This is a genomic window from Sphaerisporangium rhizosphaerae (assembly GCF_042665155.1).
Classification (GTDB): domain Bacteria; phylum Actinomycetota; class Actinomycetes; order Streptosporangiales; family Streptosporangiaceae; genus Sphaerisporangium; species Sphaerisporangium rhizosphaerae.
In genome coordinates this window covers 21518-46472 of the sequence record NZ_JBHTCG010000038.1, presented here as the reverse complement: position 1 = coordinate 46472, position 24955 = coordinate 21518, and the positions used below count along the sequence as shown (strand labels likewise).

Sequence of the window (24955 nt, the reverse complement as noted above, 5' to 3'; positions counted from 1 at the left end):
GATGAGGCGACGGACACGCCTAGGACGGAAGGGCCTCGACGCGGGCGGGGACGTGTTTGTGCCAGGGAGTGCCGGCGTGGGGGTCGCGGTCTTCCGAGGCGGTCAGCTCGTTCGGCGCGGCCCCGGTGGTGATCTCGCCCGTCTCGCCCGGGTAGGACAGGCCGAGGCCGTTGGGCAGGGATATGTGCCCCGCCTGGAGGGTGTCGGTGATCTCGACGGTCGCCTCGACCGAGCCGCGTCTGGTCGTCACCCGAGCCCGGGAACCGTCGGACAGGCCGAGGCCGGCGGCGTCCTTGGGGCTGACCCGCAGCACGCCGTCGGTGTCGCGCCTGCGCCAGGAGGGGTCGCGGAAGATCGTGTTGGCCGTGAAGGCCCGCCGCTCCCCCGCCGACAGGACGAAGGGGTACTCAGGGTGCGCGTCCGGGCCCGGCCCGAGGCTGGCCAGTTCGTCCAGCAGGTCGGGCAGCGCCAGGTGGATCTTCTTGTCCGGCGTGCCGAGCCGGTCCCAGCCGTCCCCGGGCTCGTCGACGGTGAACACCAGGCCGGAGGGGCTGTCCAGAATGGCGTCGAACAGCCGGTCGCCCAGCGCGAGGCCCTCGCCCTCGATGCCCGCCCGCCGCACCGCGCCGGGGTGGGCCATGGCGACCCGCACGGCCTGCGCCCACAGGGACGCGGCCGCCGCCGCGCCGCCGGGCAGGGTGGGCCCGAGGGTGCGGTAGAGCAGGGCGGGGGCCACCTTGGCCAGCTCGGGGTCGGCCATGGCGGCCAGGAACGCCTCGGCGAAGGCCGCGCGGCCCCGCTCGGCCGCCTCGCGCAGGGTCTGGACGCGGTCGGCCGGCAGCGCGCCCACGGCCTCGCACAGCCGGGCGTGGATCTCCGGCTCGGGCAGCAGGTCGGCGCCCTGCGGCGGGTCCAGCACCGGGCGGCGCAGGTGAAAGTAGTTGGCCGGCGCCTCCAGGTTGAAGAAGGTCGCCTCCCACTTCTCGAACTGCGAGGGCGCCGGCAGCACGTAGTCGGCCAGCCGGGCCGTCTCGGTCATCGCGACGTCGATCACCACGAGCAGGTCCAGCGCCTCCAGCGCTTCGCGCATCCGCTTGGAGTCGGCGACCGAGTGCGCCGGGTTGGCCGTCTCGACGAGCATGGCGTGGTAGCGGCGCGGGTGGTCGGTGAGGATCTCCTCGGCGACCACGTTGGCCGGGACCAGGCCGGAGATGATGCGCGCCCCGGCCACCGGGCTGACCCGGTCGCGCTTGGGCCCGTGGTGGCCGAAGGTGATGAACGGCGCGAACAGGATCGGCGGGTTGTTGGTGCCGGGGCGCCCGAAGTTGCCGGTCAGCAGCCACAGCAGGTTGTCCAGATAGCTGTTGAGCGTGGAGTGCAGCGTCATCTGCACGCCGAGGTCCTCGAACACCGCCACGCCGGAGGCGGCGGCGATGCGGCGCGCCGCCGTGCGCACCAGCTCCTCGGGCACGCCCGCGATCGCGCAGTTTTCACCGACCGGTACCGCTCGAAGGACGGCGCGCACCTCTTCGAGGCCGGCCGCGTGGGCGGCCAGCCACTCGTGGGCGATGAGGTCCTCCTGGACGAGCACCGCGGCCATCGCGGCGAGCAGCCAGGCGTCCGCGCCGGGGCGCACCTGGAGGTGGATGTCGGCCAGCTCCGCCGTCTCGGTGCGCCGGGGGTCGATGACGATCAGGCAGCGGGCCGGGTCGCGGGCGATCTCGCGCAGGGTGGGCCGGGCGCGCGGCAGCCCGTGGGACTGCCAGGGGTTCTTGCCGACGAACAACGCGACCTCGCAGTGGTCGAAGTCGCCGGTGGCGGTGTTGCCCAGCATGCGGTCCGACACCCAGAACAGGCCGGTCTTCTCCTGGGCGAGGGCGTTGGAGCGGTACTTGGCGCCGAGCGCGCGCATGAAGGCGCCCGAGTAGGAGCCGCCGAGGTGGTTGCCCTGTCCTCCGCCGCCGTAGTAGAAGATCGACTCGCCGCCGTGGGCGTCGCGGACCGCGGAGAAGCGCGCGGCGATCTCGGCGATGGCGGTGTCCCAGCCGACGCGCTCGAACGTGCCGTCGGGCCGCCGCCGCAGCGGGTGGGTGAGCCGGTCCTCGGCGTTCTGGTAGTGGTCCAGCCGCAGCGCCTTCTCACAGGTGTAGCCCTGGGAGGAGGGGTGGGCCTTGTCGCCCCGGACCCGCGCGAACCGCCGGCCGTCCAGCTGGATCTGGATGCCGCAGTTGCAGGCGCACAGCACGCACGCCGAAGGCCGCCACCCGGTCTCCACGTCGCCTCCCCCAGCACGGGTTGAGTTCGATATCAAGACCCAGCCTAAAGCAGAATGTCCTTCTTGTCGCTACCTGGCGAACCGCCGCAAGACCGGCGATCCAACCCCCACCGAGGGGGTATTTGCCGCATAGTGGAAGAAGCCGCCCGGAGTCGGTTCCGCGTGTACGTGACGGCCGGCTTCACCGACACCCGCGGAGGGGTCCCGTGTTCGAGCGCTTCACCGATTCCGCCCGCCGCGCCGTGGTCTCCGCCCAGGAGGAGGCCAGGAGGCTCGACCACGGCCACATCGGCACCGAGCACCTCCTGCTCGGCCTGCTCGGCGAGGGCAAAGGGCTCGCGGGGACCATGCTCGCCGGGTCGGGCCTCACCCTGGAGGGCGTCAGGGCCGACATCGAGGAGATGGTCGGGCGCGGCGAGAACGCCCCCGGCGCCCACATCCACATCCCCTTCACCGGCCGGGCCAAGAAGGTGCTCGAACTGTCCCTGCGTGAGGCGCTGCAGCTCCACCACAACTACATCAGCACCGAGCACATCCTGCTCGGCCTCATCCAGGAGGGCCACGGCGTCGGGGCCAAGGTGCTGGAACTGCACGAGATCGATCTGGAGCTGATGCGCGGCAGGCTCATCGAGGGCGCCGCGGCCCGCCGCGAGCGCCGGCCGGTCGGCCCGCCCACCGTGGATCCGATCCCGCTGCCGTCCCAGATGTCGTTCATGGGACGTCTGGAGCGGATACAGGAGAGCCTGAACCGCATCGAGCGGCGGCTGGACACCATGGGCGTTCCCCCCGCGGACGAGGGCGACGACGCGCCGGAGAACAGGGGCACGCAGGAGGGCGGCGCGAGCCGGCCGTCGTGATCCGCCATCCCCGACTCCCGCCCGGAGTACGGCGGCCGTCCTGATCCACCGGTCCGCCGGGAGTCCGGCGACCGGCCGTCGTGATCCGTGATCCCCGAGCGTTCCCGGAGCACGGCGGCCGGCCGGCGCTCAGTCGCGCGGAGCGGGCACCATCGCGCCGGTGGCGATCCGCGCCTCCAGCACCCCGGGGTCGTCGGTGTAGGCGAGCGTCGCGCCCAGGGAGATCAGCAGGCGGCGCATGCGCGTGTTGTCCGACAACAGACTGGCCTTGACCTCGGCGAATCCCAGGTCGCGCGCCTGTTGCACCAGAATCCGCGCCAGCGCGCCGCCGAGCCCGCGCCCCTGCCAGCGGTCCTCGACCAGGAAGGCCATCTCGGCGATCCCGGGGTCGGGTGTGAAGATCAGGTTGGCCAGCGCCACGACCTGGCCGTCGTACCCGGCGACGATCGAGTATCCGCGGTCGCGGTCGCAGAGCCGGTCGAACATGCGCGGCGGCAGGGCGGGCATCGAGGTGTGGTACCGGAACCGGCGCGAATCCGGCGAGCAGCGGTCGTGCAGGTCGCGGACGGCCTCGCGGTAGAGCAGGGTCAGCGGGCGCACCTGCACCTCGACGCCGTCGTCCAGCGCCACGGGACGCTCCGGGGAGGGCGTCTCGGCCGGCGGCTGCGCGAGCCGTACGAGGGCCGCCGCCCGGGCGGCCTCGGTCAGCGTGAACGGCAGCCCGGCCCGGCGCAGCCGCACGGCGCGGCGCGGCGCCACCGGGACGGTCAGCAGGGTGGGGTCGGGCAGGTCGGAGGACAGCTCCACGCCGTACACCCAGCGCGCGTCGTCGGCGCGCAGCAGGTCGCACAGCGCCTCCGGCAGCCGCCACGGCATCGCCCGCAGGCGCGCGCCCAGCAGCAGGACGCGGGTGGGCTCGTCGGTCAGCTCATGGGCCGTGGCGGGCACCACCTGGACGCGCCGGCCGCCGGCCGCCTCCAGCGCCTCGCGCACCGCGTCCACCGAGGCGGGGATGTCGGCGACGAACTCGTCCACGGTGCCGTCGGTGTCGGGCTGGACGCTCAGCCCAAGGATGTTGCCGCCCTTGGCCGCCAGCGCGGCGGCGAGCGAGGCCAGCCGGCCCGGTCGCTCGTCCACGGTGGTACGGATCCGCAGAAATCCCATCGAAACCCCCTGTCGTCCGAACAGCAGGATGCCTCCGAGCTGTTACCAGGTTGCTACATGGACATGAGCCCGGGGTTTCCGATTCATCGGATTTGACGTACTAAGTCAGATTTTGCATGACATGTGGTGGTATGACGGTCGATTTCCTGGTCGTACGCCGGGTGGCCGCGACGGCTATAGCATCGTCTCCGATGACCGAACTGCTCTTCCGCGGCGGCCGCGTGTACACCGGCCCCGCGCGCCCGTCCGGCTCCCGCGCCTCCGCCGCGGCCGCCACCGTCCCCGCCGACCCCACCGGGGGCCCGGCCGCCGGGCTCACGGAGGCCGCCTTCGCCGAGGCGGTGCTCGTCCGCGACGGGCGCGTCGCCGCCGTCGGCGACGAGGCCGAGGTCGCCGCGCAGGCGGGCCCCCGCCACCAGACGGTGGACCTGGCCGGGCGGCTGCTGACGCCCGCGTTCACCGACGCCCACATCCACCCGATCCAGGCCGGCCTCGAGCGCGCCAAGTGCGACCTGTCGGAGGTGTTCGGCCTGGCGGCGTACGTGCAGCGGATCGCCGTGTACGCCCGCGACCATCCCGGCAAGGAGTGGATCGACGGCGGCGGCTGGGACATGGCCGCCTTCCCCGGCGGGCTGCCGCACCGCACGCAGCTCGACTTCGTCGACCGGCCCGTCTACCTCATCCAGCGCGACCACCACGCGGCCTGGGTCAACACCCGCGCCCTGCGGATCGCCGGGATCAGCGCGGACACCCCCGACCCCGCCGACGGCCGCATCGAGCGCGACCCGGACGGCACGCCGAGCGGCGTCCTGCACGAGGGGGCCATGGACCTGGTCGGCCTGCTGACGCCCCGGGCGAGCGCCGCCGACGTCGACGACGCGCTGATGGACGCCCAGGCCCACCTGTTCTCGCTGGGCATCACCGGCTGGCAGGACGCCATCGTCGGCTCCTACGCCGGCTCCGACGACCACTTCCCGGCCTACCTGTCGGCGGCGGCCTCCGGCCGGCTGCGCGCGCGGGTGGTCGGGGCGCTGTGGTGGGACCGCGCGCGCGGCGCCGAGCAGATCGACGAGCTGGCCGAACGCCGCGCCCAGGCCGGCGGGCTGTTCTCCGCCGGCTCGGTCAAGATCATGCAGGACGGCATCGCCGAGAACTTCACCGCCGCCGTCATCGAGCCCTACTGCAACTGCGGCCCCGACCAGCGCGGACTTTCCTACGTGGACCCCGAGCTGCTGAAGGGCTACGTCGCCGAACTGGACCGGCGCGGCTTCCAGGTGCACTTCCACGCCATCGGCGAGCGGGCCGTGCGCGAGTCCCTGGACGCGCTGGAGAGCACCTCGCCGCGCAACCGGCACCACATCGCCCACCTGCAGATCGTCGAGCCGTCGGACGTGCCGCGCTTCGCCCGCCTCGGCGTCACCGCCAACCTGCAGCCGCTGTGGGCCACCCACCACCTGCAGATGGACGAGCTGTGCATCCCCTACCTGGGTGAGCGGCGCTCCTCCTGGCAGTACCCGTTCGCCGACCTGGTGCGCACCGGCGCCCGGCTGTGCGCGGGCAGCGACTGGCCGGTCTCCTCGGCCGACCCGCTGCAGGGCATGCACGTCGCGGTCAACCGCACCGAGCCCGGCGGCTCGGTGCACGCGGGCTATCCGACCGCGCAGACGCCGTTCCTGCCGCACCAGAGCCTGGACCTGGCCACGGTCATGGCCGCCTACACCGCCGGGTCCGCGTGGATCAACCACGACGACGAGGCCGGCGTCATCGCCGCCGGCAACCGCGCCGACCTGGTCGTGCTCGACCGTGACCCGTACGCGCTGCCCGCCAAGGAGATCTGGACCACCCAGGTGGCCATGACCTTCGCCGCGGGAGAGCTCGTGTACGAGCGGCGCGGCTGACAGGCCCACGTAGAACACCGGCAGAGCGTGAGAAGGCCCCCGCGGAGCACCGCGGGGGCCTTTTCGCTCGTCGGAGCGGTGGCCGCGGACCTACCAGGGTGAGCGGTTGTTGCGCAGCCGCTCGAGGGCCTCGGCGAGGATCGCCGCGCCGTCGGTGTCGCTGCGCCGCTCCTTCACGTACGCCAGGTGGGTCTTGTACGGCTCGTTGCGCGGCGGCGCGGGCGGGGCCGACTCGTCCTGACCGGCGGGAAGACCGCACCGGGGGCAGTCCCAGTACTCCGGGACGGCCGCGTCACTGGCGAAGCTCGGACGCGTCTCGTGCATGTTGGCGCACCAGAACGAGACCCGGACCCGGGGGGCCGCCTCGCCTCGCTCGGCCTCCCCCATCGGACCGGCGCCGACACGGCTACCACGGATGGCGTTGCCACTGCCCACGGATGAACTCCTCGCTTGATCGCCCCACCGCGCGGCGGGGAAAAGAATCTCTGTCAGGCTTCGGGAAAGGCGTCTACGCCGGCCGGAGCAGCAGCCCGAGCGCGATGATGCAGACGAACCAGATCGAACCGGTGATGATCGTGAGTCGGTCGAGGTTCCGCTCCACCACCGAGGATCCGCCGAAGGACGATGTGAAGCCGCCGCCGAAGAGATCCGAAAGGCCGCCACCCTTGCCCTTGTGGAGCAGTACGAGCAGCACCATAAGGGCGCTCGACAGGATGAGGGCGATGGAGATGCCGATAATCACCGTTGACCTGTTTCCCTGTTATGCGCGCCGAAGCGCGACCTGACCTGCCCGGCGACCGCCGGGGTGACGATTCAAAGTGTCTCTTCGAGGGTACGTCGTAATGTCAACTCGTACCTCCCGAACAGCTCAGCTAGCCCGACATTTCGCCAAAACGACTGATCTTAACGAAGTCGGCCGGGTCGAGGGACGCGCCGCCGACCAGAGCCCCGTCGATATCCGGCTGAGCCATGATGCCGGCGATGTTGGCGCCCTTGACCGACCCACCGTAAAGGATACGGACGCCTCCGGCCACCTCCTCGTCGTACAGCTCGGCGAGTCGCGCGCGAACGGCGCCGCAGACCTCCTGGGCGTCGTCGGGCGTGGCGACCTCGCCGGTGCCGATCGCCCAGACGGGCTCGTAGGCGATGACGATCGACTTGGCCTGGTCGTGCTTGACGCCGTTCAGCGCCGCGTCGAGCTGCGACACGGTGTAGGCGACGTGGCCGCCCGCCTGGCGGACCGGCAGCCCCTCGCCCACGCACAGGATCGGCGTGAGCGAGTGGCGGTAGGCCGCCTGCACCTTGGCGTTGACGAGCTGGTCGTCCTCGCCGTGGTACTGCCGCCGCTCGGAGTGCCCGGCCAGCACGTACGTGCAGCCGAGCTTGGCCAGCATCGAGCCGGAGACCTCACCGGTGTAGGCGCCGGCGTCGTGCACCGACAGGTCCTGTGCGCCGTACACGATGCGGAGCTTGTCGCCGTCCACCAGGGTCTGCACGCTGCGCAGGTCGGTGAACGGAGGCAGCACCGCGACCTCGGCACGGTCGAAGTCCTTGTCGGTCAGGGTGAAGGCCAGCTTCTGGACAAGAGCGATGGCCTCGAGGTGGTTGAGGTTCATCTTCCAGTTGCCGGCGAAGAGCGGCTTGCGGGCTGTGCTCATGGGGCGCTCAGTCCTCCAGCGCGGCGAGTCCGGGCAGGGTCTTGCCCTCGAGGTATTCGAGGCTGGCCCCGCCGCCGGTCGAGATGTGGGAGAAGCCGTCCTCGGGCAGGCCGAGCTTGCGCACGGCGGCCGCCGAGTCGCCACCGCCGACGACGGTGAAGGCGCCGGAGGCGATCAGCGCCTCGGCCACGGCACGGGTGCCGCCCGAGAACGCCTCGAACTCGAACACGCCCATCGGTCCGTTCCAGAAGACGGTCGCGGCGTCGGCCAGCTTGCCGGCGAACAGCTCGCGCGTCTTCGGGCCGATGTCCAGGCCCTCACGGTCGGCCGGGATCGCGGTGGCCTCGACCACCTCGAACGGCGCGTCCTCGGCGAAGGTCGTCGCTGCCAGGATGTCGACCGGCAGCACCAGCTCGACGCCGCGCTTGCCGGCCTCGGCGATGAAGCCGCTCACCTGCTCGAGCTGGTCTTCCTGCAGCAGCGAGTTGCCCACCTCGTGGCCCTGGGCCTTGAGGAAGGTGTAGGCCATGCCGCCGCCGATGACCAGGCGGTCGACCTTGTCCAGCAGGTTGGCGATCACGCCGAGCTTGTCGGAGACCTTGGCACCGCCGAGCACGACGACGTAGGGCCGGGCGGGGTCCTCGGTGAGCTTCTTGAGCACCTCGACCTCGGCCACGACCAGGCCGCCGGCGGCGTGCGGCAGGCGCTGGGGCACGTCGTACACGCTGGCGTGCTTGCGGTGCACCGCGCCGAACCCGTCGCCGACGTACAGCTCGGCCAGGGCGGCGAGCCTGCCGGCGAACGCGCCGCGCTGCTCGTCGTCCTTGGACTCCTCGCCGGGCTCGAAGCGGAGGTTCTCCAGCAGGGCGACCTCGCCGTCGGCCAGGCCCTCGGCGGTCTCGCGCGCGGAGTCGCCGACGACGTCGGAGGCGAAGGCCACCGGGCGGCCGAGCAGCTCGCCGAGGCGCGCCGCGACCGGCGCCAGCGAGAACTGCGGCGCCACCTTGCCCTTGGGGCGGCCGAGGTGGGCGCAGACGATCACCCGCGCGCCGCGCTCGGCGAGCGCGGTGATCGTGGGCACCGAGGCGCGGATGCGCCCGTCATCGGTGATCACGTCCCCGTCGAGGGGGACGTTCAGGTCGGCGCGCACGAGCACGCGCCGGCCCTTCACGTCGAGGGAGTCGATGGTCTGCATCAGAGCTGCGAACCAACCAGCTCGATGAGGTCGCCGAGGCGGTTGGAGTAGCCCCACTCGTTGTCGTACCAGCCGACGACCTTGACCTGGTTGCCGATGACCTTGGTCAGGCCGGAGTCGAAGATGCAGGAGGCCGGGTCGGTGACGATGTCGGAGGAGACGATCTCGTCCTCGGTGTAGCTGAGGATGCCGCGCAGCGGGCCCTCGGCGGCGGCCTTGAGGGCGGCGTTGACCTCTTCGACCGAGGCGTCGCGCTTGAGCTCGACGGTCAGGTCGGTGGCCGAGCCGGTGGGGATCGGCACGCGCAGCGCGAAGCCGTCCAGCTTGCCCTTGAGCTCGGGGAGCACCAGGCCGATCGCCTTGGCCGCGCCGGTGGAGGTGGGCACGATGTTCAGGGCGGCGGCGCGGGCGCGGCGCAGGTCCTTGTGCGGGCCGTCCTGGAGGTTCTGGTCCTGGGTGTAGGCGTGGATCGTGGTCATCAGGCCCTTCTCGATGCCGAAGGTGTCGTTGATGACCTTCGCCATGGGGGCCAGGCAGTTGGTCGTGCAGGAGGCGTTGGAGATGATGGTGTGCGCCGCCGGGTCGTACTTGTCGTGGTTGACGCCCATCACGATCGTGATGTCCTCGCCCTTGGCGGGCGCGGAGATGATGACCTTCTTGGCGCCGTTCTCGGCGTGCACCTTGGCCTTGGCGGCGTCGGTGAACAGGCCGGTCGACTCGACGACGACGTCCACGCCCAGGTCGCCCCACGGCAGCTTGGCGGGGTCGCGCTCGGCGAACACCTTGATCGCCTTGCCGTCGACGGTGATCTCGTCGGCCGAGCTCTTGACCTCGTACGGCAGGCGGCCCAGGATGCTGTCGTACTTGAGCAGGTGGGCAAGGGTGGCATTGTCGGTCAGGTCGTTGACGGCGACGACCTCGATGTCCTTACCGCCGGCCGCCACGGCTCGCCAGAAGTTGCGGCCGATACGACCGAAGCCGTTGATGCCTACGCGGATGCTCACGGAACCTGATCTCCTCGAACGTCGTTGCGCCGGCTCGTGCCGGCGTCGTGGCGGGCTGAAACCTCAGATAACCCTACCGGGTGCCAATTGGTGTAGACCACGTGGCCATCCCCTTTCCCGCCGCCCCTGCGGACCTGGTGGATCTCCCCAGCTCACGGCCACTCCACGGCGCCGCCGTCCCCCTCGCCTTCCCCCGCCCGGCACCGCCGCCTGCCCGTCCGGCGGCCGCCGCGGCGCGGCCCGTCAGGGGGCGAGCATCTCGGCGGTGAGGTTGGCGTCGGTGCTGGCGATGCCGAGGTCGGAGGCGCGTTTGTCGGCCATGGCGAGCAGCCGCCGGATGCGGCCGGCGATGGCGTCCTTGGTCAGCGGCGGGTCGGCGATCTGGCCGAGCTCCTCCAGCGACGCCTGCTTGTGCTCCACCCGCAGACGCCCGGCGACGACCAGGTGCTCGGGGGCTTCGTCGCCGAGGATCTCCAGCGCCCTCTGCACCCTGGCGCCGGCGGCCACCGCCGCCCGCGCCGAGCGGCGCAGGTTGGCGTCGTCGAAGTTGGCCAGGCGGTGGGCCGTGGCGCGCACCTCGCGGCGCATGCGGCGTTCCTCCCATGCCAGGACGCTGTCGTGCGCGCCGAGCCGGGTCAGCAGGGCGCTGATCGCGTCGCCGTCCCTGACCACCACGCGGTCGACCCCGCGGACCTCCCGCGCCTTGGCGTGGATCTTGAGCCGCCGGGCGGAGCCCACCAGGGCGAGCGCGGCCTCCGGGCCGGGGCAGGTCACCTCCAGCGACATCGAGCGGCCCGGCTCGGTCAGCGAGCCGTGGGCGAGGAACGCGCCCCGCCAGGCGGCCTCGGCGTCGCAGGTGGCCCCGGAGACGACCTGGCGCGGCAGCCCGCGCACCGGCCTCCCGTGGTTGTCGATCAACCCGGTCTGGCGGGCGAGCGCCTCGCCGTCGCGGTACACCCGCACCACATACCTCGACCCCTTGCGCAACCCCGCGGGCGCCAGCACCAGCACCTCGGCCTTGTGCCCGAACACCTCGCCGATGTCCTTGATCAGCCGCCGGGCGGTGACGTTGGTGTCCAGCTCCGCCTCGATCACGATGCGGCCGCCCACAAGGTGCAGCCCGCTCGCGAACCGAAGCAACGTCGACACCTCGGCCTTGCGGCAGCAAGGCTTCAGCACCGACAGCCGGCTCAGCTCGTCCTTCACCACACCCGTCATGGCCATGTGCCTGTGTCCTCCCCCATACAGACGCCTTTCACGGTCGAAGCAGCCTCGTCGCGCCAGGCGGACCTCCGCCGGCGCCCGGCGCGGCTCCATCGGCCCCCGGCAAGTCTCTCGCACCCCGTGGGCGCGCTGACCAGGATCAACGCTTCCCACGGAAAATCTCGTCCAGGACCGAGGCAAGTCGTCGTGCATCATGCCTGGGTGAGCCGTCGGAGGCGGCGACGTCGGCGAGCACCAGACGCCCGCCCAGCGCGTCGGCGGCCTTCTCCAGTTCGTCGCGCTCGCCCACCACCCGGTGGTCGGCGAGCACCACGTCGACGGTGAGCCCGGGAGCGTGATCGCGCAGCACCTGCAGGTGCTTCTCGGCGGAGAACCCGTCGGTCTCCCCCGGCTGCGGGGCCAGGTTGAGGGTGACCAGCCGCCTGGCGGCGGCGCCGTGCAGGGCGGCGGCGAGCTGGGGCACCTTCAGGTGCGGCAGCACACTGGTGAACCACGACCCCGGCCCGAACACCACCCAGTCGGCCTCGCGCACCGCCTCGACCGCCTCGGGACAGGCCGGGGGGTCGGCCGGCACCAGGGAGATCGCTTGGACGTTGCCCGGGGTGAGGGCGCACGCGACCTGCCCGCGGACCACGCTGACGAGCCCGTCCAGCTCGACCTCGGCCTCGATGTCCAGCGGCACCGAGGCCATCGGCAGGACGCGGCCGTGCGCGCCGAGCAGGCGGCCCACCCAGTCGAGCCCCGCCACCGGGTCGTCGAGCAGCTCCCACAGCGCCACGATGAGCAGGTTGCCGACGGCGTGGCCGTGCAGCTCGCCCTCGCTGAGGAAGCGGTGCTGGACCACCTTGCTCCAGGTCTGGCCCCAGTCGTCGTCGCCGCACAGGGCCGCGAGGGCCATGCGCAGGTCACCGGGCGGCAGGACGCCCAGCTCGCGCCTGAGACGCCCGCTGGAGCCGCCGTCGTCGGCCACGGTCACCACCGCGGTCAGCTCGCCGGTGACCCGCCGCAGCGCCGACAGCGAGGCGTACAGCCCGTGCCCCCCGCCGAAAGCCACCACCCGCGCCGCCCCACCCCGCCCGAACCGCTCAAGCCCGTCGAGCAGGGAGGCTGAGCCGGCCGACCCGTCCGGGGTGGAGCGTGCCGGCACCGCTGGAGTGGAGGGTGCCGAACCCTCTGGAGCGGAGGGTGCCGACCCATCCGGGATGGAGGGTGCCGGCACCGCCGGAGTGGAAAGTGCCGACCCATCCGGAGTGGAGCGTGCCGAACCGTCCGGAGTGGAGGGTGCGGACGCCGCCGCTGGCTCGGCCGGGCCTCGGGGGCCGGCCGGCGCGTCGGTGGAGCGTGCCGGCGGCGCCGTGGACCCCGCCGGGCTTGGGGCGTCTTCGGTCTCCTCCGCGCCGCGGGCCGCGTGCCGGCGGCCCGCCGGGGTCTCGGTGCGGGCGCCGCCCGCGCGAGCCCCGTCATCGACGTTCACTCGCGGCCCACATCCCGGTGGCTGACCTGAACCTCCATGCCCCGATCGCGCAGGCGGGCGCCGATCTGCTCGGACATGGCCACGCTGCGGTGCTTGCCGCCGGTGCAGCCGACGGCCAGGGTGACATACCCCTTGCCCTCGCGGACGTAGCCTGCGGCCACGACGCCGAAGGCCTCCTCATAGGCGTCCAGGAACTCCTTGGCTCCCGGCTGGCTGAGGACGTACTCGCGCACGGGCGCGTCCAACCCGCTCATCGGCCGCAGCTCGGGCACCCAGTGCGGATTGGGCAGGAACCTGCAGTCGACCACCAGATCGGCGTCCACCGGCAGGCCGTACTTGAACCCGAAGGACACCACGTTGACCCGCAGGCCGGGGCGGTCGTCCCCGCCGAAGAAAGAGACGATCTTGCCGCGCAGCTCGTGCACATTGTGCGAGGAGGTGTCGATCACCAGGTCGGCGTTGGCCCGCACCTCGCGCAGGATGCCCCGCTCGCGGGCGATGCCGTCCACCAGGCGCCCCTCGCCCTGGAGCGGGTGCGGCCTGCGGACGTTCTCGAAGCGGCGGACGAGCTCCTCGTCGCTGGCCTCCAGGAAGACCACGCGCACCCCGACGCCCCGCGCCTCGAGCTCTTCGATCGCGGTGTTGAGGTCGGTGGTGAAGGCCAGGCTCCGGACGTCGACCACGGCGGCGACCTTGTCGGTGTCGAGCTTGACCCGGCCGGCCTCCTCCGCCATGGCGAACAGCATGCCCGGCGGCAGGTTGTCGATCACGAACCAGCCGAGGTCCTCCAGGGCCTTGGCGGCCGTGCTGCGGCCGGCTCCGGACATGCCGGTGACGATGACGAACGCGGTGTCGCGCACCGCCCCCTTGCGGCCCCGCGCCTCCGCCGGCCGCGGCCGCGACACCTCGCGCCCGTCGCCGTCTGTCTGCTCGGTCATGTGCTCTCCCCCTTCAACGCGGCAACGATCGCCTCGGCGGTCGAAAGCCCGATGCCGGGAACCTCGCGGATCTCCTCGACGGTCGCCCCCTGCAACCGCTTGACGGACCCGAAGCGCTTCAGCAAAGCCTGTTTGCGCGCTGACCCGAGCCCCCGGATCTCGTCCAGAACGCTCACCTTGACAGACTTCGAACGTTTCGAACGATGGTAGGTGATGGCGAAGCGGTGTGCCTCGTCACGCACCCTTTGCAGCAGATAAAGGCTTTCGCTGGTTCTGGGCAGGATCACCGGCTGGTCGTCGCCGGGGACCCAGACCTCCTCCAGCCGCTTGGCCAGCCCGCTCACCGAGACGTCGTCCACGCCGAGCTCGTCCAGCGCCCGCTGGGCCGCCGCCACCTGGGCGGGGCCGCCGTCGACCACGACCAGGTTGGGCGGATAGGCGAACCTGCGCGGTTTGCCGGTCTCGGGGTCGATCGGCTCGGGATCGAGCTCGCCGCTCTCGGCGCGCTCTTCGACCAGGCGCTTGAACCGGCGGTGGATCACCTCGTAGATGGAGGCGACATCGCCCTGCCCGGCCGTGCCGCGGATGGCGAACCGGCGGTACTCGCTCTTGCGGGCCAGGCCGTCCTCGAAGACGACCATCGAGGCCACGACGTCGTCGCCCTGCAGGTGGGAGACGTCGTAGCACTCGATGCGCAACGGAGCCTGGTCGAGGTCGAGCGCGTCGGCGATCTCTTGCAGCGCACGGCTGCGCGTGGTCAGGTCGCTGGCCCTGCGCAGCTTGTGCTGGGCGAGGGACTCTTTGGCGTTGCGCTCGACGGTCTCCATGAGGGCTTTCTTGTCGCCGCGCTGCGGCACGCGCACCTCGACCCTCGCGCCGCGCTGCTCGGTGAGCAGCTCGGCGACCGCGCCGGCCTCCGGCGGCAGGGCCGGGACCAGCACCTCACGCGGCACCGCCTCGGGCGTCGCCTCGCCGTACATCTGGAGCAGGAAGTGTTCGACCAGCTCGCCGGTGGTGGCCTCCTCGACCTTGTCGACGACCCAGCCGCGCTGGCCGCGGATGCGGCCCCCGCGCACGTAGAACACCTGGACCGCGGCCTCCAGCGGATCTTCGGTGAGGGCGACCACGTCGCAGTCGGTGCCCTCGCCGAGCACCACGGCCTGCTTCTCCAGCGCCCGCTGCAGGGCCTGGATGTCGTCGCGGAGGCGGGCGGCCCTCTCGTACTCCTCGGCGGCGGCGGCCTCGCGCATGGCGCGTTCGAGCCGCTTGATGAACCGGCCGGTGTTCCCGGCCATGAAGTCGCAGAAATCCTCGGCCAGCTCGCGGTGCTGCTCGGGGGTGACGTTGCCGACGCAGGGCGCCGAGCACTTGTCGATGTAGCCCAGCAGGCAGGGCCGGCCGATCTGCCCGGCGCGCTTGAACACCCCCGCCGAGCAGGTGCGCACGGGAAAGACGCGCAGCAGCAGGTCGACGGTCTCTCTGATGGCCCAGGCGTGGGAGTAGGGCCCGAAGTAGCGGGTGCCCTTGCGCTTGGCGCCGCGCAGCACCTGCACCCGGGGGAAGTCCTCGCCCATGGTGACCGCGAGGAAGGGATAGGACTTGTCGTCGCGGTACTTGACGTTGAACCGGGGGTCGAACTCCTTGATCCAGGAGTATTCGAGCTGCAGGGCCTCGACCTCGGTGCCCACGACGGTCCAGTCGACCCCCGCGGCCGTGGTGAGCATGGTCTGGGTGCGCGGGTGGAGGCCGGCGAAGTCGGCGAAGTAGGAGTTGAGGCGCTGCCGGAGGCTCTTGGCCTTGCCGACATAGATGACCCGGCCATGGGCATCCCTGAAGCGGTACACACCTGGTGACTCAGGGATCGACCCCGGCTCGGGGCGGAAGCTCAGGGGGCTGTTCGCGGGTCTCGCCACAACAGAAAGCCTATCCGGACCCGCCGACAGAATAGGGCTATCCACCTCCCCCGGAGATCGCCCCCAGGCATCCCCACCCCCTGGCACACACCACCTCCGCCGCCCTCGCCCGGTGCTCGCCGCGGAACCGCCCGGCCGTCCGCCCGTGCAGCTCGACCGACTCGCAGACGACCGCCCGCTTGCCGGTGCGGCCGCCGCGCAGCCGCATGCGCACGTTCTGCCCTCGCGGCGCCCGCTCCGGCGGGCCGGCCTCCTCGAACCTGCGCGGCCGCGTGCGGGCGGCGCGGTAGGAGGAGGCCACCGCGTCGTTGTTGGCGGCGGTCTGGCGCAGGGTGTTCACCAGCTGCCTGAGCCTGGCATGCTCCTCCTCCCAGCGGCGCTTCAGCTCCTCCAGGCGCTCGACGCGGTCGTGCCGGGCCTGGGCGTAGGAGGCGAAGCCGCCGCCGTGGACCCACACTCCCCGGTCCTCCACGGTGAGGATGCGGTCGGCGGTGTTCGCCAGCAGGCGGCGGTCGTGCGAGACGAGCAGAACGGTCTTCCCCACGGCGCGCAGGCGCTCCTCCAGCCACTGCTTGGCGGGCACGTCCAGGTAGTTGTCCGGTTCGTCCAGCAGCAGCAGTTCGTCCGGCCCGCGCAGGAGAGCCTCCAGCACCAGCCGCTTCTGCTCGCCGCCCGACAGGGTGTTCACCGGCCGTTCCTCGACGCGGTCGTAGGGCAGGCCGAGAGCCGCGGTCGCGCAGGTGTCCCAGACGACCTCCGCCTCATAGCCGCCGGCATCGGCGTAGTCGGCCAGAGCCTGGGCGTACGCGAGCTGCGCCGGCTCGTCGCCCGCGCGCGCCAGCGCGGCCTCGGCGCGCCGCGGGCGGGGACGGAGGTGGTCCTCCGGCCCCGCCCGCGTGCGGTCGCCTGGTGGTGGCGGTGTCAGGCCAGGGTGATGGACCCGCCCTCGACCTTGATCTTCTTCTCCTCCAGCGGCGAGCTCGCGGGGCCGTCGGCCACGGAGCCATCGGCGATCTTGAACTTGCTGCCGTGGCACGGGCAGTTGATCGTTCCACCGGACACCGAGCCCACTGGGCAGCCCTGGTGGGTGCAGATCGCGCTGAACGCCTTGAACTCACCGTCCGCCGGCTGGGTGATGACGATCTTCTCGTCCTTGAAGATCTTGCCGCCGCCCTTGGGGATGTCGCTGGTCTTGGCCAGAGCGTTCCCGCCGCCGCCGGAGCCGGAGTCGCTCGCGGCGCCGTCCGACGAGGACGCGGGCGCCGGATCGGAGGAAGAGTCGCCGCTGTCCGTCGAGGCCGACGTCCCATATCCGCCGCACGCGGTCAGCACGACGGCCAGCCCCGCGCCACTCGCGCCGAGCATCACCGCACGCCGTGTCGTATCCGTCTCGGTCATATTCGCCTTCCTCGGTTTTCCTTATCTCCTGCTACGGCTCTCGCCGCCACGTGGTTCAGCATGGAGCACACGTGACTCAGGCAGTATGAACAATTACGCATAAGACATGAGTCAGGCCCGCCGCTCCACCTGATGTGCGAAGGAGCGGCGGGCCGTCGTGACGCGGGCGAAGCGCCTCAGTCGCGAGGAGACGGGCTCAGCCGCCCAGGACCTTGCTGAGGAAGCGGCCGGTGTGGCTGTCCTCGATGCGGGCGACCTGCTCGGGAGTGCCGGTGGCCAGCACCAGGCCGCCCCTGGAGCCGCCCTCGGGGCCCATGTCGATGACCCAGTCGGCGGTCTTGATCACGTCCAGGTTGTGCTCGATCACGATGACGGTGTTGCCGCCGTCCACCAGGCGGCCGAGGACGCCGAGCAGCTTGCGGATGTCCTCGAAGTGCAGGCCGGTGGTGGGCTCGTCCAGCACGTAGATGGTGCGGCCGGTGGAGCGGCGCTGCAGCTCCGAGGCGAGCTTGACGCGCTGGGCCTCGCCGCCGGACAGCGTGGTGGCGGGCTGGCCGAGCCGGACGTACCCGAGGCCCACGTCGTTGAGCGTCTTGAGGTGGCGCTTGATCGGCGGGATGGCGTCGAAGAACTCAAGGGCCTCCTCGATCGGCATGTCGAGGACCTCGGAGATCGTCTTGCCCTTGTAGTGCACCTCGAGCGTCTCGCGGTTGTAGCGGGCGCCGTGGCAGACCTCGCAGGGGACGTAGACGTCCGGCAGGAAGTTCATCTCGATCTTGATGGTGCCGTCGCCCGAGCACGCCTCGCAACGGCCGCCCTTGACGTTGAAGCTGAACCGGCCGGGCTGATACCCGCGGATCTTGGCCTCGGTGGTCTGGGCGAACAGCTTGCGCACGTGGTCGAACACCCCGGTGTAGGTGGCCGGGTTGGAGCGCGGGGTGCGGCCGATGGGGCTCTGGTCGACGTGCACGACCTTGTCCACCAGGTCGGTGCCGGTGACCCGGGAGTGCCGGCCGGGGACGGTCTTGGCGCCGTTGAGCTCCTTGGCCAGCGCGTTGTAGAGGATGTCGTTGACCAGGGTGGACTTGCCGGACCCCGACACGCCGGTGACCGCGGTGAACACGCCCAGCGGGAACTCGACGTCGACGCCCTTGAGGTTGTGCTCGCGGGCCCCCTTGACGACCAGTTTGCGCTTGGCGTCGCGCTTGCGCCGGGCGGCCGGCACGTCGATGCTCCTGCGCCCGGACAGGTAGGCGCCGGTGAGGGAGTGCTCGCTGGAGAGCAGGTCTTGCACCGTGCCCGACACCACGACCTGGCCGCCGTGCTCGCCCGCGCCCGGGCCGATGTCGACGACCCAGTCGGCGGCGGCGATGGTGTCCTCGTCGTGCTCGACGACGATGAGGGTGTTGCCCATGTCGCGCAGGCGGATCAGCGTGTCGAGCAGGCGCTGGTTGTCGCGCTGGTGCAGGCCGATGGACGGCTCGTCCAGGACGTACAGCACGCCGACCAGGCCCGAGCCGATCTGCGTGGCCAGGCGGATGCGCTGCGCCTCGCCGCCGGCCAGGGTGCCGGCCGCGCGGTCGAGGGTGAGGTAGTCGAGGCCGACGTCCAGCAGGAAGCCCAGCCGCGCGTTGATCTCTTTGACGACCCGCTCGGCGATGTGCATGTCGCGCTCGGACAGGGTGAGCCCGCCGAGGAACTTGGCGCACTCGCCGATGGACATGGACGAGACGTGGGCGATGGAGCGGTCGCTGACCGTCACCGCCAGCGACACCGGCTTGAGGCGGGCGCCCTTGCAGGTGGGGCAGGGGATCTCGCGCATGAAGCCTTCGAAGCGCTCGCGCGAGGAGTCGCTCTCGGCCTCGGCGTGCCGCCGCTGCACCCAGGGGATCACGCCCTCGAAGGTGGTGTAGTACGAGCGCTGCCGGCCGTAGCGGTTGCTGTAGCGGACGTGGACCTGCTCGTCGTAGCCGCGCAGCAGGGCCTTCTGCGCCTGCTTGGGCAGCCGCTCCCACGCGGTGTCCAGGTCGAAGCCCATGGCGAGCCCGAGCGCCTCCACCAGCCGGATGAAGTAGTCACTGGTGTGGCCGCCCGCCCACGGGGACAGCGCGCCGTCGCCCAGGGTCTTCTCGGGATCGGGCACCACCAGGTCGGGGTCGACCTCCATGCGCGTGCCGAGGCCGGTGCAGTCGGGGCAGGCGCCGAACGGCGAGTTGAAGGAGAACGACCGGGGCTCGAGCTCCTCGAACGACAGGTCGTCGTAGGGGCAGTAGAGGTGCTCGGAGTAGAACCGCTCGCGCCCGGGGTCGCCCTCGGGCAGGTCGACGAAGTCGAGCGTGATCGTGCCGCCGGAAAGCTGGAGGGCGGTCTCGACCGAGTCGGTGAGGCGGCGGCGCGCGCCGTCCTTCACCGAGAGACGGTCGACGATGACCTCGATGTCGTGCTTTTCGTACTTCTTCAGGGTCGGCGGCTCTTCGAGCCGGATCACGGTGCCGTCGACCCGCGCCCGCGCGAAGCCCTTGGACTGCAACTCGCGGAACAGCTCGGCGTACTCGCCCTTGCGCCCGCGGATGACCGGGGCCATGACCTGGAAGCGCGTGCCCTCCTCCAGCTCGAGCACGCGGTCGACGATCTGCTGCGGGGTCTGCCGGGCGATGGGACGGCCGCAGGTGGGGCAGTGGGGCTTGCCGATGCGGGCCCACAGCAGACGCAGGTAGTCGTAGACCTCGGTGATGGTGCCGACCGTGGAGCGGGGGTTGCGGGAGGTGGACTTCTGGTCGATCGAGACGGCCGGGGACAGGCCCTCGATGAAGTCGACGTCGGGCTTGTCCATCTGCCCGAGGAACTGCCGTGCGTACGCCGAGAGCGACTCGACGTAACGCCGCTGGCCCTCGGCGAAGATGGTGTCGAAGGCCAGGCTGGACTTGCCCGAGCCGGACAGCCCGGTGAAGACGATGAGAGCGTCTCGCGGCAGGTCGAGCGAGACGTCTTTGAGATTGTGTTCGCGCGCGCCACGAACGATCAAGCGGTCGGCCACAGCAGATCTCTCATGTTGGGGTTGCGATCCACGGCGGCCGGAGAAGGCCACCTCTGACTAGTCGCCGCCACTGTAACGACGGGGTCCGACAGTTTTTCCGCGCTCCGGCGAGGGACATGCCGGGCACCGGCCGCCCGGCACCCGCGGAAGATCGCGCGGGCGGAGGATTTCGGATGAAGGATGTGTCGCATGACCGTTTTGAACGCCCTCCGGGCCGAGCTCACCGCGGCCACGAACCGTTTGCTCGCCACCACGGCCGCGTTGTCCGGCTCGGACGTCACGGCTCCCTCCCTGCTTCCGGGGTGGACGCGCGGCCACGTGCTGGCCCACATCGCGCGGAACGCCGACAGCCACGTCAACCTCGTGACGTGGGCCAAGACGGGTGTGTACACACCACAGTACCCAACGCACGAGGCCAGAGAGACGGAGATAGCGGAAGGAGCCGGCAGGCCCGCCGCGGAGCAGCACGCGGACATCGCCGCGAGCGCGGCGCGCCTGGAGGACGCCATCGCCTCGATGCCGGCGCCCGCCTGGGCCGCCACCGTGGGCGGCCTGAACGGCGGCGGGCACCCCGCCTGGTACATCCTGGTGCGCAGGATCCGGGAGGTGGAGATCCACCACGTCGACCTGGACGCCGGCTACACCTGGGCGGCCTGGCCCGAGCCCTTCGTGTGGCGCGAACTGCACGACTCCATGGCCGCCTGGCCGCGCGAGCAGAGCCCGGTCGGCGCCGTCCACGCCGGCGGGCGGCGCTGGACCGGCCTCGGTGACGGCCCGGCGGTGGAGGGGCCGCCCGGGGCCGTTCTCGCCTGGGTGGCCGGCCGCCTGCCTTCCCGTGATCTGGGCGAGGTGGTGCGCCTGAGAGACGAGCCCGCCGGCCGGGCGGAGGGCGACGATCAACCTGGGCCCGGGAGGCTTAGGCTGGCGGGAAAGCCTCCGGCTGCGCCGCGGTGGCCGGCGACGGCACCTCCCGGCCTGCCGGCGACGCCACCTGAGGAGTATCCATGAGCTACACCGGTGATGTGACGGCCGGCGGCCCCGCGGACGTCCGCGAGCTGCCCGACCTGACGATCAGCAAGGTGGAGGTGGGCGGTTTCGGGAACAACGCCTACCTGCTGCGCTGCCGCGAGACCGGCGACGGGGTGCTGATCGACGCCGCCGCCGATCCCGCGAGGCTGCTGGAGCTGGTCGGCGACCGGCCCATCAGCAAGGTCGTCACCACGCATCGCCACCAGGACCACTGGTCGGCGCTGGCGGAGGTCGTCAAGGCGACCGGGGCCGAGACCGTCGCCCACCCGCTGGACGCCCCGCACCTGCCCGTCCCGGTGACCCGGCCCGTGGAGCACGGCGACAGGGTCACCGTCGGCGTGGTCACCCTGGACGTCATCCACCTGCGCGGCCACACCCCCGGCTCCATCGCGCTGCTGTTCCAGAACGCCCACCTGTTCACCGGCGACTCCCTGTTCCCCGGCGGCGTGGGCAACACCGAGCGCGACCCGGCCCGGTTCGAGCGGCTCTACACCGACGTGGTGGAGCGCGTCTTCGACCGGCTGCCCGACGAGACCTGGGTGTACCCCGGCCACGGCAAGGACACCACCCTCGGCGCCGAGCGCCCTTCCCTGCCCGAGTGGCGCGCCCGCGGCTGGTAGGCCGGCGATGCGGCGCCCGGAACGGCCGGACGGCCGCCCACCGGAGCGCGGAACGGCCGTCGCCGGAACGGGCGTCCATCGGAAACGGCCGCCCGCCGGACGCGAGACGGCCCGATCTCCTCGGTGTCGAGGGGACCGGGCCGTGTGCGCGTCGCAGGGGCCGCCGCCGGGCTAACGGACGGCGGACTCGGTGTCCTTGCGCTCCTTGCGCTGCTCGCGCTTGAACATGAGCACGCGCAGCGGGATGGCCGACACCAGGGCGATCTGCATGCAGGCGCCGACCTGGATGAGCAGGTCACCGCCGGACAGGTCGGCCGCCCACACGATGAGGCAGACCACGTTGATCATGACCCAGCCGAGCACCACCGCCGCGAGGTTGCCCTTGGGCTTGGGGTACTCGATGCGGCTCACCATGAGCCAGGCCACGGCAAAGATGCCGAGCAGGGTGAGGTACGACGGCTGGAAGAGCAGCACGATGGAGACCACCGTCATGGCGCCCATCGGGATGGGCAGGCCCATGAAGTCGCCGCTCTTGGTCTTGACGCAGGCGAAGCGCGCGAGCCGGACGACACCGGCCACCAGCACCGAGACGGCCGCGCAGAGGACCACCCACAGGGGCAGCTTGTGGGAGAAGCCGGCCCAGGCGACCACCATGAACGCCGGGGCGAAGCCGAAACTGATCACGTCGGCGAGGTTGTCCAGCTCGGCCCCCATGGCCGAGGCGCGGAACTTGCGGGCGACCAGCCCGTCGAACAGGTCGCACGTGGCGCCGATCAGCAGCAGCACCACGGCGGTGGCGAAGTAGCGGGGGTCGGACTGGAACTCGCTCTGGGCCTGCAACTGACTGATCGCCGACCACGCCAGCACGCACACCGCGAGGAACCCGCAGACCGCGTTGCCGATGGACAGCGAGTCGGCCGCCGACAGCCGGAAGGCCTTGCCGACCGGTCCCCGGGGTTCTTCGTCCTCGTCCACGCCCTCTATGGACCAGCCTGCGTCAGCCGCGGTCAATGCGAGTCACTCCTGCCGTCGTCCGCTCCCCCACGCTCACCGCAGGGGCGATCCCTTCTGGAAGGTAGATGTCCACGCGGGAGCCGAACCGGATGAGCCCGATGCGCTCCCCTCGCGTGAGCTTCGCCCCCATGCCGACGTACGGCACGATGCGGCGCGCCACCGCTCCGGCGATCTGCACGAGCTCCAGGTCGCCGATCTCGGTCTCGAAGTGCCACACGACCCGCTCGTTCTGGTCGCTGTCCTTGTTGAACGCCGGGCGGAAGCCGCCCGCCACGTGCCGGATGGAGGTCACCGTGCCGTCGAGCGGCGCGCGGTTCACGTGGACGTCCAGCGGGCTCATGAAGATCGCCACGCGGGTGCGCCCGTCCGGCTGCGGGTCGATGCTCTGGACCACGCCGTCGGCGGGGCTCAGCACCAGCCCTGCGCCCGGCTCGCGGTCGGGGTCGCGGAAGAACCACAGCATGGCGCCGGTGAGAGCCGTCAGCGGAGCCGCCGCGAGCACCCACGGGCGGGACCGCCGGGCCAGGCCCGCCGAGACGACGGCCGCGGCGGCGGTGGGGGCCAGCCAGGGGGAGACACCACGTGCCAGCCGCACGCGGCGGCGACTGTGGCTTGGCGAATCGTTGGACACGGGGAACCTTTTGTGATGTTTGCGGCCAGAGACCGGTTCGTGACTTGTCGCCGAATGTTACCCATCCCGTCGCCATTGCATAGCGATACGAGACAAGCAAATCGCCTCATGCACCAATTCGCTACCCCTGGGACACCTTCGCCGGGGCGGCGGCGCCACCGGACCGCTTGTCGCGCCTGGCCTTGATGAGGCTGGCCACGGTGGTGACCACCATCGTCACGCCGATGACCGAGAGGGAGACCCAGATCGGCACTTCGGGCGCCCAGGAGACACCACTGGTGTGCAAGGCCTCCATGATGAGCTTAACCCCGATGAAGCCCAGAATGAACGACAGACCGTAGCTGATGTACACCAACCGCTGCAGGAGCCCACCGAGCAGGAAATAGAGCTGACGCAGGCCCATCAGGGCGAACGCGTTGGCGGTGAAGACGATGAAGGCGTCCTGCGTGAGCCCGAAGATCGCCGGGATGGAGTCCAGCGCGAACAGCAGGTCGGTGGTGCCGATGGCCACCATGACGATCAGCATCGGGGTCACCATGCGGCGGCCGTCCACCCGGGCGGTGACCTTCGAGCCGACGAAGCCGTCGGTGGTCGGGAAGATGCGGCGCACCCACCGCAGCAGCAGGTTCTCCTTGAACTCCTCCTCGTCGTGGCCGCGCAGCAGGTTCACGGCCGTGTAGAGCAGGAAGGCCCCGAACACGTAGAACAGCCAGCCGAAGCGCTGCAGGGCCGCCGCGCCGACCAGGATGAAGATCCCGCGCATCACCAGCGCCATCAGCACGCCCACCAGGAGCACCTTGTGCTGGTACACCCTCGGCACGGCGAAGCGGCCCATGATGATGTAGAAGATGAACAGGTTGTCCACGCTCAGGCTGTACTCGGTCAGATAGCCGGCGAAGTACTCGCCCGCGTGGTCCGGCCCGGCGATCATCCACAGGCCGATGCCGAACAGGACGGCCAGCGTGACGTAGAAGCCGACCCAGAAGCTCGCCTGCCTCAGCGAGAACTCGCGGGGCTCACCTCTGTCGACGATCCACAGGTCGAAGGCCAGCACCACCAAGAGCCCAGCAATGAGCCCCGCCCAAACCCATACGGAAACGTCCAAGACAAACCTCCGGCCCGCGTCAAAGTGCCGGAGGTCTCTCCCGCCCGCACCAGTGGCGCGGACCGGCAGCCCCGGGCCCGCCGTAAGGGACGTTCCGTGATGACGAGGCTGTCGCGAAGGGATACTCCCCCCCTCGCCGAGGAGTATAGGCGAGCGCATAAGCCGTACCTAATCAGCGGTTTCACCAGGCGCGGCCTCCCGGCCGCCCGCGCTCCCGAATCCGCTGATCAACGCCGGTTCCCGCACGGTCCACCCCCATCCGAGACACCCTCCACGAGGACGGCCGGCCCGAGAAGGACCACCGGAAACCGCGACCAGGACATCCGAAGGCCGAGGGCCGGCCAGAACGCACAAAGACCGCCGCGAGGAAGCGCCCGGACGCGCCTGAACCGTCGCGAGGCGGCACAGGAACGCACAAGGACCATCCCGAGAAAGCGCACGGACGCGCGAGAAACCCTGGCGAGGGGGTGCCCAGGAGGCGCTGGGGCCGCCGGAAGGGTGGCCGGGACGCGAGAGGGCCG

General features: G+C 71.3%; 19 protein-coding genes and 2 pseudogenes. 4 read left to right on the top strand and 17 right to left on the bottom strand.

Translation table 11 applies throughout. The annotated features are described in order from the left end of the window. Window positions 1-19: 19 nt before the first annotated feature. Window positions 20-2275 carry a molybdopterin-dependent oxidoreductase gene (locus ACFQSB_RS34900; protein ID WP_380831137.1) on the bottom strand — a complete coding sequence of 752 codons (2256 nt, stop codon included), beginning with the start codon at window positions 2273-2275 and terminating at the stop codon, window positions 20-22. A 206-nt stretch (window positions 2276-2481) separates the two neighbouring features. On the opposite strand from ACFQSB_RS34900, the pseudogene ACFQSB_RS34895 reads away from it, so the two are divergent. Beyond that, a pseudogene (locus tag ACFQSB_RS34895) lies at window positions 2482-2907 on the top strand (Clp protease N-terminal domain-containing protein); the annotation flags it as partial. 354 nt (window positions 2908-3261) lie between these two features. Here ACFQSB_RS34895 and ACFQSB_RS34890 read toward each other — a convergent pair. Next, window positions 3262-4296, bottom strand: coding sequence for a GNAT family N-acetyltransferase (locus ACFQSB_RS34890; protein ID WP_380831135.1), 1035 nt, complete (start codon window positions 4294-4296; stop codon window positions 3262-3264). 191 nt (window positions 4297-4487) lie between these two features. Between ACFQSB_RS34890 and ACFQSB_RS34885 the strand changes: the two genes are divergently transcribed. Beyond that, a complete protein-coding gene (locus ACFQSB_RS34885) occupies window positions 4488-6194 on the top strand; it encodes an amidohydrolase (protein WP_380831134.1) in 1707 nt (568 codons plus the stop codon). A gap of 90 nt (window positions 6195-6284) precedes the next feature. Here the strand turns inward: ACFQSB_RS34885 and ACFQSB_RS34880 are convergent, their stop codons facing one another. The 12 genes and pseudogenes from ACFQSB_RS34880 to uvrA form a co-directional block, all read right to left on the bottom strand. Beyond that, window positions 6285-6629, bottom strand: coding sequence for an RNA polymerase-binding protein RbpA (locus tag ACFQSB_RS34880; protein WP_189163482.1), 345 nt, complete (start codon window positions 6627-6629; stop codon window positions 6285-6287). Between the two features lie 73 nt (window positions 6630-6702). After that, the gene (gene secG / locus ACFQSB_RS34875) at window positions 6703-6936 is read right to left on the bottom strand and encodes a preprotein translocase subunit SecG (RefSeq protein WP_354844747.1); all 234 of its coding nucleotides are present in this window, start codon (window positions 6934-6936) and stop codon (window positions 6703-6705) included. Between the two features lie 130 nt (window positions 6937-7066). Next, a complete protein-coding gene (tpiA, locus tag ACFQSB_RS34870) occupies window positions 7067-7852 on the bottom strand; it encodes a triose-phosphate isomerase (RefSeq protein ID WP_354844745.1) in 786 nt (261 codons plus the stop codon). A 7-nt stretch (window positions 7853-7859) separates the two neighbouring features. Then, window positions 7860-9047, bottom strand: a complete 1188-nt coding sequence (locus ACFQSB_RS34865) for a phosphoglycerate kinase (RefSeq protein ID WP_354844743.1) — start codon at window positions 9045-9047, stop codon at window positions 7860-7862. Beyond that, window positions 9047-10051 carry a type I glyceraldehyde-3-phosphate dehydrogenase gene (gene gap, locus ACFQSB_RS34860; protein WP_354844740.1) on the bottom strand — a complete coding sequence of 335 codons (1005 nt, stop codon included), beginning with the start codon at window positions 10049-10051 and terminating at the stop codon, window positions 9047-9049. Before gap ends, ACFQSB_RS34865 begins: the two co-directional genes overlap by 1 nt. A gap of 243 nt (window positions 10052-10294) precedes the next feature. Beyond that, complete coding sequence (gene whiA / locus ACFQSB_RS34855) at window positions 10295-11275, bottom strand: DNA-binding protein WhiA (RefSeq protein WP_354844737.1); 981 nt, start codon at window positions 11273-11275, stop codon at window positions 10295-10297. A gap of 139 nt (window positions 11276-11414) precedes the next feature. After that, a complete protein-coding gene (locus ACFQSB_RS34850) occupies window positions 11415-12332 on the bottom strand; it encodes a gluconeogenesis factor YvcK family protein (RefSeq protein WP_380831188.1) in 918 nt (305 codons plus the stop codon). Window positions 12333-12745: 413 nt separating this feature from the next. Then, window positions 12746-13687 (bottom strand): RNase adapter RapZ, encoded by a 942-nt coding sequence (gene rapZ, locus ACFQSB_RS34845; protein ID WP_380831131.1) that lies wholly within the window; start codon window positions 13685-13687, stop codon window positions 12746-12748. After that, a complete protein-coding gene (uvrC, locus tag ACFQSB_RS34840) occupies window positions 13684-15576 on the bottom strand; it encodes an excinuclease ABC subunit UvrC (RefSeq protein WP_380831186.1) in 1893 nt (630 codons plus the stop codon). Before uvrC ends, rapZ begins: the two co-directional genes overlap by 4 nt. Before the next feature lie 166 nt (window positions 15577-15742). Then, a pseudogene (locus ACFQSB_RS34835) lies at window positions 15743-16453 on the bottom strand (ATP-binding cassette domain-containing protein); the annotation flags it as partial. Window positions 16454-16521: 68 nt separating this feature from the next. Next, window positions 16522-16998 carry a Rieske (2Fe-2S) protein gene (locus ACFQSB_RS34830; protein WP_380831129.1) on the bottom strand — a complete coding sequence of 159 codons (477 nt, stop codon included), beginning with the start codon at window positions 16996-16998 and terminating at the stop codon, window positions 16522-16524. A 196-nt stretch (window positions 16999-17194) separates the two neighbouring features. Further along, window positions 17195-20035, bottom strand: coding sequence for an excinuclease ABC subunit UvrA (uvrA, locus tag ACFQSB_RS34825; RefSeq protein WP_354844724.1), 2841 nt, complete (start codon window positions 20033-20035; stop codon window positions 17195-17197). A gap of 189 nt (window positions 20036-20224) precedes the next feature. Here uvrA and ACFQSB_RS34820 point away from each other — a divergent pair, with 189 nt between their 5' ends. Beyond that, window positions 20225-21043 (top strand): maleylpyruvate isomerase N-terminal domain-containing protein, encoded by an 819-nt coding sequence (locus tag ACFQSB_RS34820; RefSeq protein WP_380831128.1) that lies wholly within the window; start codon window positions 20225-20227, stop codon window positions 21041-21043. After that, on the top strand, window positions 21040-21684 hold the full coding sequence (locus ACFQSB_RS34815; protein ID WP_380831127.1) for an MBL fold metallo-hydrolase: 645 nt from the start codon (window positions 21040-21042) through the stop codon (window positions 21682-21684). The genes ACFQSB_RS34820 and ACFQSB_RS34815 overlap by 4 nt, the downstream gene beginning before the upstream one ends. A gap of 171 nt (window positions 21685-21855) precedes the next feature. Here ACFQSB_RS34815 and pssA read toward each other — a convergent pair whose 3' ends face one another. The 3 genes from pssA to ACFQSB_RS34800 all read right to left on the bottom strand — a co-directional run bounded on the left by pssA (window position 21856) and on the right by ACFQSB_RS34800 (window position 24434). Beyond that, the gene (gene pssA / locus ACFQSB_RS34810) at window positions 21856-22695 is read right to left on the bottom strand and encodes a CDP-diacylglycerol--serine O-phosphatidyltransferase (RefSeq protein WP_354844715.1); all 840 of its coding nucleotides are present in this window, start codon (window positions 22693-22695) and stop codon (window positions 21856-21858) included. After that, window positions 22682-23329, bottom strand: coding sequence for a phosphatidylserine decarboxylase (locus ACFQSB_RS34805; protein ID WP_354844712.1), 648 nt, complete (start codon window positions 23327-23329; stop codon window positions 22682-22684). Before ACFQSB_RS34805 ends, pssA begins: the two co-directional genes overlap by 14 nt. 121 nt (window positions 23330-23450) lie before the next feature. Beyond that, window positions 23451-24434 carry a TerC family protein gene (locus ACFQSB_RS34800; RefSeq protein ID WP_354844709.1) on the bottom strand — a complete coding sequence of 328 codons (984 nt, stop codon included), beginning with the start codon at window positions 24432-24434 and terminating at the stop codon, window positions 23451-23453. Between the last annotated feature and the right edge of the window lie 521 nt (window positions 24435-24955).